Annotated in this window: 1 protein-coding gene and 1 pseudogene; both read right to left on the bottom strand. The window is 72.2% G+C overall.

The window, feature by feature from the left end:
- The coding region (locus tag KBX53_RS35280; RefSeq protein ID WP_247676654.1) for a GTPase at nucleotides 1–415 on the bottom strand (415 nt) is incomplete at its 3' end.
- Between the two features lie 49 nt (nucleotides 416–464).
- Nucleotides 465–561 (bottom strand): annotated as a pseudogene (locus tag KBX53_RS35285) ((d)CMP kinase); the annotation flags it as partial.

Here is a 561-nt window from a genome sequence, read left to right on the forward strand (position 1 = left end):
TGGCCACCAGGATCACCGGCTTGGCGCTGCGCCGCAGCATCTTCACCGCGGCCTCGTCCACGTCGGTGGAGCCCACCATCGCGTCGACCACGAAGAGCACCACGTCGGCGGTGACGACAGCCGTCTCGGCCTGCGCCGCGATGGCCGCCGCCCGATCCTTGGCGTCCGGCTCCCAACCGCCGGTGTCCACCACCGTGAACGCCCGGCCGTTCCACTGCGCGTCGTACGGGACCCGGTCGCGGGTCACGCCGGGAACGTCCTCGACGACCGCCTGCCGGCGGCCGATGATCCGGTTGACCAGCGTCGACTTACCCACGTTGGGGCGGCCGACCACGGCCACCACCGGCTGCGGGCCGCTCGGCTCCTCGACGGCGACGTCGGGCTCACGCAGCTCCACCCAGGAACCCTCGCTCATGCCACTCCTCCGCTTCGCTCCGGAGCGTCATGAGACACGACCGCGCTACTCATGCCACGCCCCGCTCGGTGAGCAGGTCGCGCATCCGCGCCACGACCTCGTCGATGCCCAGCTCGGTGGTGTCCAGCACCACCGCGTCGGGCGCC

This window comes from Micromonospora sp. M51 (assembly GCF_018070305.1).
GTDB classification, from domain to species: domain Bacteria; phylum Actinomycetota; class Actinomycetes; order Mycobacteriales; family Micromonosporaceae; genus Micromonospora; species Micromonospora parva.